Here is a 6,692-nt window from a genome sequence, read left to right on the forward strand (position 1 = left end):
ACATTCAGTGGACGTTAAACAGATGCTTGTGGAGGGGAATCTGGACGGGGTTTCAAGACAGAGATGACTTGAGACTAGACAAACCCAATGAAGCAAGAATCCCTCGTTATAATCTTTGATTTAACGGTGGGAGTGTCAATTCTACAACCAAGATCAATACAGCGACTATCAACCAAAGTCCTAAACCACCCGATCGCTGCCTTTCAATTCTGTCGCTCTGTTGCACAATAGAAAAGCCCCCCATCTAGATTGGATGGGGCAATTCTAACGGCAGCCTGAAGGAGAAGTGATGAAGGTTTCGGTGATTATTCCGATCTATAACGGGGCTGAGGATTTGCCGGATTTATTAGCCGGTCTGCGATCGCAAACCTACGATCGCACCGCCGTTGAATATCTCCTCGTCGATAACCACAGCCAAGATCAAACATCGGTTATCGTGCAGCAGGCCGTCCAAGAGTTCGCCGCCCAGGGGATAACGTTGCGATCGCTCCAAGAGTTTGAGATTCAAAGTTCCTACGCGGCCCGGAATGCCGGAATTTTGGCCGCCCAGGGGGAAATTTTGGCCTTTACCGATGCCGACTGCCGCCCAGAACCGGGCTGGTTGGCGAATTTGGTCGCGCCCTTTGCTGATCCTGGCGTGGGCCTAGTGGCGGGGGAAGTGGTCGCCCTGCCGGGGAATTCCCTCCTCGAACGCTACGCCGATCGCAATGAAACCCTCTCCCAACGCCATACCCTCAATCATCCCTTTCGCCCCTACGGCCAAACAGCTAATCTGGGTGTGCGGCGGGATCTATTGGTTGAAATTGGTCTGTTTCGGCCCTATCTCACCACGGGGGGCGATGCGGATCTCTGTTGGCGACTGTTGGCACAAACCCAGTGCCGATGGGAGTTTGCACCGACGGCGGTGGTCAAACATCGGCACCGCTGCACCCTAGCGGAACTACGGCAACAATGGCGACGCTATGGCCGCTCGAATCGCTATCTCCATGAATTGCATGGTGTGCCGTTGATGCGATCGCTCACCCCCCGCGAAGCCCTCTATCGCCTCAGTCGCTGGGCCGTGAAAGAACTCCCCCCCGCCCTGCTGCGCGGCCGCTGGCTCGATGCCGTCAATACCCCCCTTGATCTGATCACCTTCGCCGCCCGCAGTGCCGGCCAGCAACAGGTGCGCCTCCGTGCCGAGATGGCAAACATCCCGCCCTGGCCAGAGCGGGATGCGGATCAACAGCAGGAGAGGTTATGAAGCTTGCTGAATGGGGTCTGGGATCGTGACTTGCCAGGGAACAACCCAATTCGGTTCGGGTAGGGCATGGTTCAAGAGAGACAACACCAAGAGTCGCCGGTAGCGATCGCTCAGTTGCAAGCCCAGTTGTATCGTCGAAGTCGGCAGATAACAGCGCCGGGCTTGCAGTTCATCGGTTAAACCTTGACCCAAGGCTTCACAGAGGGCCTCCACATCATTCGGCGGCACCAAACTGCCCGTTTCCCCTGGCACAACACTAAAGCGCAAGCCCCCCACATCCGAGGCAATCACCGGCGTACCCCAAGCTGTCGCCTCGATCGCCACTTGCCCAAAGGCTTCGTTAATGCTGGGAATGACGCAAACATCCGCCGCGAGGTAATAGAGGGCCAGGTGAGCCGGACTGGTATAGGGGAGCAATTCGACGGTTTCGATCAGGGTGAGGGTGTTGCGGGCCTGTTCGATGCGGCGGCGATCGCGCTCTGAGCTTTGGCCATTGTCCACCAAGATTAAGCGTTTCGGGACATGGGGCGATCGTCCCAACCGGGCCCAAGCCTGCAACAGCACATCCACCCCATGACGAATCGCAAACGACCCCACAAACAACGCGATCCGCTCATCCACAGGTAAGCCCAACTGCTGCCGAGCCGTTTTCGTGTCGAGGTGAATCGGGCGTTGGCGATGGGGAACAGGCTGATGGGGGGTGGGGAAAAATGGGGTGGGAAAGTCACCCATAACGTAGTCTGCTCCGGGCCGCTCAGTGGCCAGCGACTCAATCTCTGCTAAACCATGCACCCACTTCGCCCCCGTGGCCGCTTGGAGAGCATGGCCCGCCGGAATCGAGGCATCATCAACGCTGTGAATCAGCGGGTAATGGGTTCCCTGTTTCACCTGAAACTGACAGAATGTGTCCACAAACTGCGCTTCTGGCAACATCACCACCCGACAGGTCTGATGCTCAACAATGCAGTGGGGCGGCTCCTGATCAGTGCTGTAGGTAAAAATATCCACTTGCCAGCCGAGTTGATCGAGAATGGCCGCAACGGGCAGAATCGGTTCAGGACTGGCAAGGGCAAGGAGCGCGATCGCTTGGCGAGAGTTTGAAGCATAAATCATGAGATCACCGGGTTTGAGCGTAAATAACTGAACTGGGAGGGTTGATTGAGTTTGAACGATTGATCTTGAGATTTCATCTCCCTCGATCGCCATCAGCTTTACAGTCAAGGAAGAGATTTTGGATCATTAAAGCAAGCTCAATGACTTGAAATGGGGTCATTTCGATCCGTACCGCAGAGCAGGAACGCTAGTCTGATGCGAATTTAACATTTTTATTAGATTATGCCTCTAGCATGGCAAAAATACCTAGGAATGGTAAGGGCCAATGGCAGGAAACATGGGCAAAATCACATTGATGCCCAGCCCGCGAACAGTGCAATCGGGTGCGATCGCCTTCCGGCTCCACCCCCCACGCCAGGATCAGCAACGTACCACCACCCAAGGATCAGCCCGATATTCCCGCAAGTTTGATCCAGTCTCGTTCAGCCGCAACTCCTCAACAATGTGGTGCAAGCCCATGGTTTTTCCTGGGCTGTGCCGTTGAGAGCTTCGATGTAGAGGGTTTGGGCTGAGTGGTCAGAGCTAACGAGCTAGTGCAGCGTCAATGCCAAGAATCAGGCTGTTTGTAGGGTGCTGTTAGCGAAGCGTAACGCACCGTCACGTTGAGCGTTGGACTGTACTAGGTTTCAGATTCAGGTTGTTAGGGATGAGGGAATGCAAATCGATGCATCGGCTTTGCAATCGTTAAATGAATCAGCATATCACCGGCAAATGCAACGAACGAGAATAGGATAAAAGTACGAAAAATTATTACGGAAGATTGGGATATATATGGATATATTGCAACAGCAATTAATCGCCTTGGATCGCAAAGTTGATGCGTTACATAAGCTCGTTGAACAGTTGAGTCATCGCCTCAATATTGCTCTGTTGAACGTACCCACGGATCTGCTGAAGTTGGGTATAGATCAACCCGCTGCGACTCCCCCGCCTTTGGGTGAAACGTCTGGCACCATGGCTTATGATCCCGACAGTCTTGATGTTTCGCTCCTCAGTCATAAAGATGTGCTGCCGGATACCCAGGGCTGGGAACATGTGCCGGACTACAACACGACGGAACAAGCCCTGTCACCCGAATTACAGGTTCGTCGGTTAACGGCCCAAGTCACCGCCGCCTATAACCGCATTGCGGCGCTCGAAGAACAATTGTTAGCCCAACGGGGTTCTGGACAGGGTGAACAATTATTCCGCAAATCACACCAAATTAAGTCTTAGTGGGTTTTTGTTGGTTTCAGGGGGATTGTGATCCGTGGAGCCTTGATCTACTGGGGGAATGGGTCTGAAATCAAGGTCATCAACTGCGCTGAATCATGGAGATTGCTGGCAACGGAGAGGATGGCGCAAGCTGTTTGGCGGATGACCTGACTTAAGGCTAGAAATTCTTGGCGGCGCATGGTTTTGTTGAGGAGATAGGGCACGGAAGAATGGGGTGTGAGGGCGAGGACTGCGGCGGCGGGTGTGATGGGGGTGAGGGTGGAATGGAGCGGCGATCGCGGCCCTAGGATGTAAATTCGTCGCAAAGGAACCGGCTCGGGTTGAAATTGTTGTGAGGACTGGCTGAGATCAAGATATTGTTTGTCCCAGGTGGGGTGAGTGGGGACAATGCGGGGCAGAGCGTCGGGTGTACCGTAGAGCAGTTCGACGGAGGAACGCCAGAGGCGGAGGCGAGGGTAACCCGGTGCAACGTGGGGCGATTGGGGTTGATGAATCACCACCACATCATCACTGAGCACTGGATAACCGGCCTGGGACAAAAAGGCGGCGGTGGTGGATTTTCCTGCACCAGCAGCACCGACAAAAGCGATCGCACCTGCGCCCATCTGCACCACACTGCCATGAAGACATAAAATCCCCTGCCAGCGCAACAAGAAGGCCAACACCGGCCCCACCAGATAGGTCACCGTATCCTCTAAGGTTAGCGGCGCTGGCCAAGTGGCGCGGATCTGCGGGGGGGATAGGGTGAGCCAAAAGGTAGTCCCATCACCATAGCGAAACCAATATTCAGATTCGGACGTATTCGTCCAAACGGTTAAGGTGGGCTGGCCGTTGTGATCATGGGCGGGACTTTGATAATACGGGTTGGCTAGGGGCAGAGGGGGAAAGGGTTCTGCCTCTGCTTCTAGGTGGATGTGCAGGTCGGGGGATGGGGCAGCCGTGGCGGTGAGACCGGCGATCGCAACATTGCTCGTGACGGTCAATCCATACAGGCGATACCCATACATTACGCCGTCTTATTGGCTGCAAATTCACCCCCACCCATGCCCACACCATCTGGAGTACCCGTGCCCGGTACGTTCTGGGTCAAGGTTTTGATGTCGCCATAGTGGTGGAGTTGGGGGGGGTGGTAGGGTTGGCGATGGGTGGGGGTGGATGGGTTTAGGGTAGACATGATTTCCATTACTCCGGTTTGCGTTGGGTGGGCACTATAGTTTGTGATAACAAATTCTCGGATGAGCGAAAAGCGAGATTTTTCGTAATTTAGATCCAGAATGACTGAAAAAACAGTAAAACTGCGCCTCAAGCATCAACATTGTAGGCAATTCTGGACAAGCTCACGGGCAAGATCCCGTGAAACGCTGAACAGAATCAGGGATTTAGCACCATCCAGCAGACGATGCGGCGATCGCATGAACGGGCTGAATCGGCTTTGGTTTAGCTCCATTATCCTGCATTTGTCCCAGAGTCCATGGTTTAAATCTGACAAAGGGCCAGGAGGTTAAGCCTGGCCCTAGGAAATTGACACGGCTAAAGTAAGGTATTAAGTAGGGTGCTGTTAGCGCAGCGTAACGCACCAAGCACAGATGTTTCAGCGATCGCAACCATTACATAACTTAAGACGTGCCATGATACTAGTGTCGTGGCACGTCTTAATCGGTGGGTTACGGTGGATTACTGGATTGTAGTGATAGCGAGAGTTGAAGCCGCCTAACCTACAACAAAGTCTGATTTTAGCGATGCGATGGACTTAGGGAATGAGCGATCGCCGCTTGGAGCAAGCCTGGGGGCGTTTAGCTCGTGTGGGTCATGGTGTCCATAGGAATCGGTGGATTCGGTTGGGTGGATTGCAGGTAGGTGACTTGGGTGGGATAGGCAAATTCAATCTCGCGTTGGGCAAAGGCTTCAAACAGGGCAAGGTTGATCCGCTGTTGGAGATCCATGGCGAGGGTGTAGTCACTGCTTTCCACGTAGTACACCACTTCATAGTTGAGGCTGAAATCGCCGTAGCTGGCAAAGTGGGCGCGATCGAAGGTGATCTGCTCTTGGTGGTTGATGATATCGCGAATGATGGTTGGGATGACTTCGAGCTTTTCTTGTGGGGTTTCGTAGGTGACACCGAGGGTAAAGGCAACGCGGCGGCGTTTCATGGGGCTGAAGTTGCGGATGCGGGAGCCGGTGAGGTCGGTGTTGGCGATGATGAGGGCTTCACCATTGAGGCTTTTGAGGCGGGTGGTTTTAATTCCGATCTGTTCGACGGTCCCGACAAAATCACCGACGATGATAAAGTCACCAATACCGAAGGGACGATCCAGCACGATAGAGAAGTAGCTAAAAAGGTCTTGCAGAATGCCTTGGGCGGCGAAGGCGATCGCTAACCCCCCAATCCCTAAACTGGCAACCACGGCGGAAATATCAAAGCCCAAATTATCGAGCAAAAACACCGCACCCACGGCCCAAAACACCGCTCGCAAAATCGGCAGTAGCGCACCGAAGCTCTGTTCTAGTTCCACATCCCCGCGCTTGAGGAGATAGGAACGCACCAGATATTCCGCGAGTTGTGACAAGAACAAAATCCCGATCACGGTGGTGCAGATCACGGCGAAGGACTGGAGGATCTGGGTCAGGATGGGATGGAGGTTGAGGTTGGTGAGGGCGATGTAGCTCACTCCCACATAGGCGAGGCGCACGAGGGGGCGGCTAAAAATTTGGACGAGGCGAGAGTCAAGGGTTTTCTGACTGCGTTGATTGAGCCGCTTCAGGGTACTGATCACCAGGGCACGAACGGCATGAATCAAAAAAAATCCACCGACGAGGGTGGCGATCGCCAGCCCATAGGCGGCGAGGGTATTGTAAAAAAAGGACTGAGTTAAGAACTCGACGGGCATAGATAAATACATCCTTGGTGTATGGCATGATCTGCCATTTACCTTACTCTAAGACCTCCGCTCGATGCGTCTAGCTTAGGGGAGAGGTGAGTCCCTATCTCAAGTGTCAAAAGAGGACTCCCGTTATAGCCGAAGGCTTAACGGTGAGATGAATTTTGACCAACAAAGAAAACTGAGCGAAGCGAATCCTACAGGGTTGACTTAGTCCTGTAGGAAAGTTAGGATAAGGGGGA

The 6,692-nt window shown here is 53.8% G+C and carries 6 protein-coding genes; 2 read left to right on the forward strand and 4 right to left on the reverse strand.

What is annotated here, in order from left to right; translation table 11 throughout:
• Nucleotides 1-289: 289 nt before the first annotated feature.
• A complete protein-coding gene (locus PN477_RS07105) occupies nucleotides 290-1,243 on the forward strand; it encodes a glycosyltransferase family 2 protein (protein WP_272117139.1) in 954 nt (317 codons plus the stop codon).
• Here the strand turns inward: PN477_RS07105 and PN477_RS07110 are convergent.
• Complete coding sequence (locus PN477_RS07110) at nucleotides 1,238-2,356, reverse strand: glycosyltransferase (RefSeq protein WP_272117125.1); 1,119 nt, start codon at nucleotides 2,354-2,356, stop codon at nucleotides 1,238-1,240. The genes PN477_RS07105 and PN477_RS07110 overlap by 6 nt on opposite strands.
• A 771-nt stretch (nucleotides 2,357-3,127) precedes the next feature.
• Between PN477_RS07110 and PN477_RS07115 the strand changes: the two genes are divergently transcribed.
• On the forward strand, nucleotides 3,128-3,571 hold the full coding sequence (locus tag PN477_RS07115) for a hypothetical protein (RefSeq protein ID WP_272117128.1): 444 nt from the start codon (nucleotides 3,128-3,130) through the stop codon (nucleotides 3,569-3,571).
• A 47-nt stretch (nucleotides 3,572-3,618) separates the two neighbouring features.
• Here the strand turns inward: PN477_RS07115 and PN477_RS07120 are convergent, their stop codons facing one another.
• From PN477_RS07120 to PN477_RS07130, 3 genes are all read right to left on the reverse strand, one after another.
• Nucleotides 3,619-4,578 (reverse strand): phosphoenolpyruvate carboxykinase (ATP), encoded by a 960-nt coding sequence (locus PN477_RS07120; RefSeq protein ID WP_272117131.1) that lies wholly within the window; start codon nucleotides 4,576-4,578, stop codon nucleotides 3,619-3,621.
• Nucleotides 4,578-4,745 (reverse strand): hypothetical protein, encoded by a 168-nt coding sequence (locus PN477_RS07125; protein WP_272117134.1) that lies wholly within the window; start codon nucleotides 4,743-4,745, stop codon nucleotides 4,578-4,580. Before PN477_RS07125 ends, PN477_RS07120 begins: the two co-directional genes overlap by 1 nt.
• Nucleotides 4,746-5,364: 619 nt before the next feature.
• Nucleotides 5,365-6,459 carry a mechanosensitive ion channel family protein gene (locus tag PN477_RS07130; RefSeq protein WP_272117137.1) on the reverse strand — a complete coding sequence of 365 codons (1,095 nt, stop codon included), beginning with the start codon at nucleotides 6,457-6,459 and terminating at the stop codon, nucleotides 5,365-5,367.
• Nucleotides 6,460-6,692 lie beyond the last annotated feature (233 nt).

This window comes from Spirulina subsalsa CS-330 (genome assembly GCF_028330765.1).
Classification (GTDB): Bacteria; Cyanobacteriota; Cyanobacteriia; order Cyanobacteriales; family Spirulinaceae; genus Spirulina; species Spirulina subsalsa_A.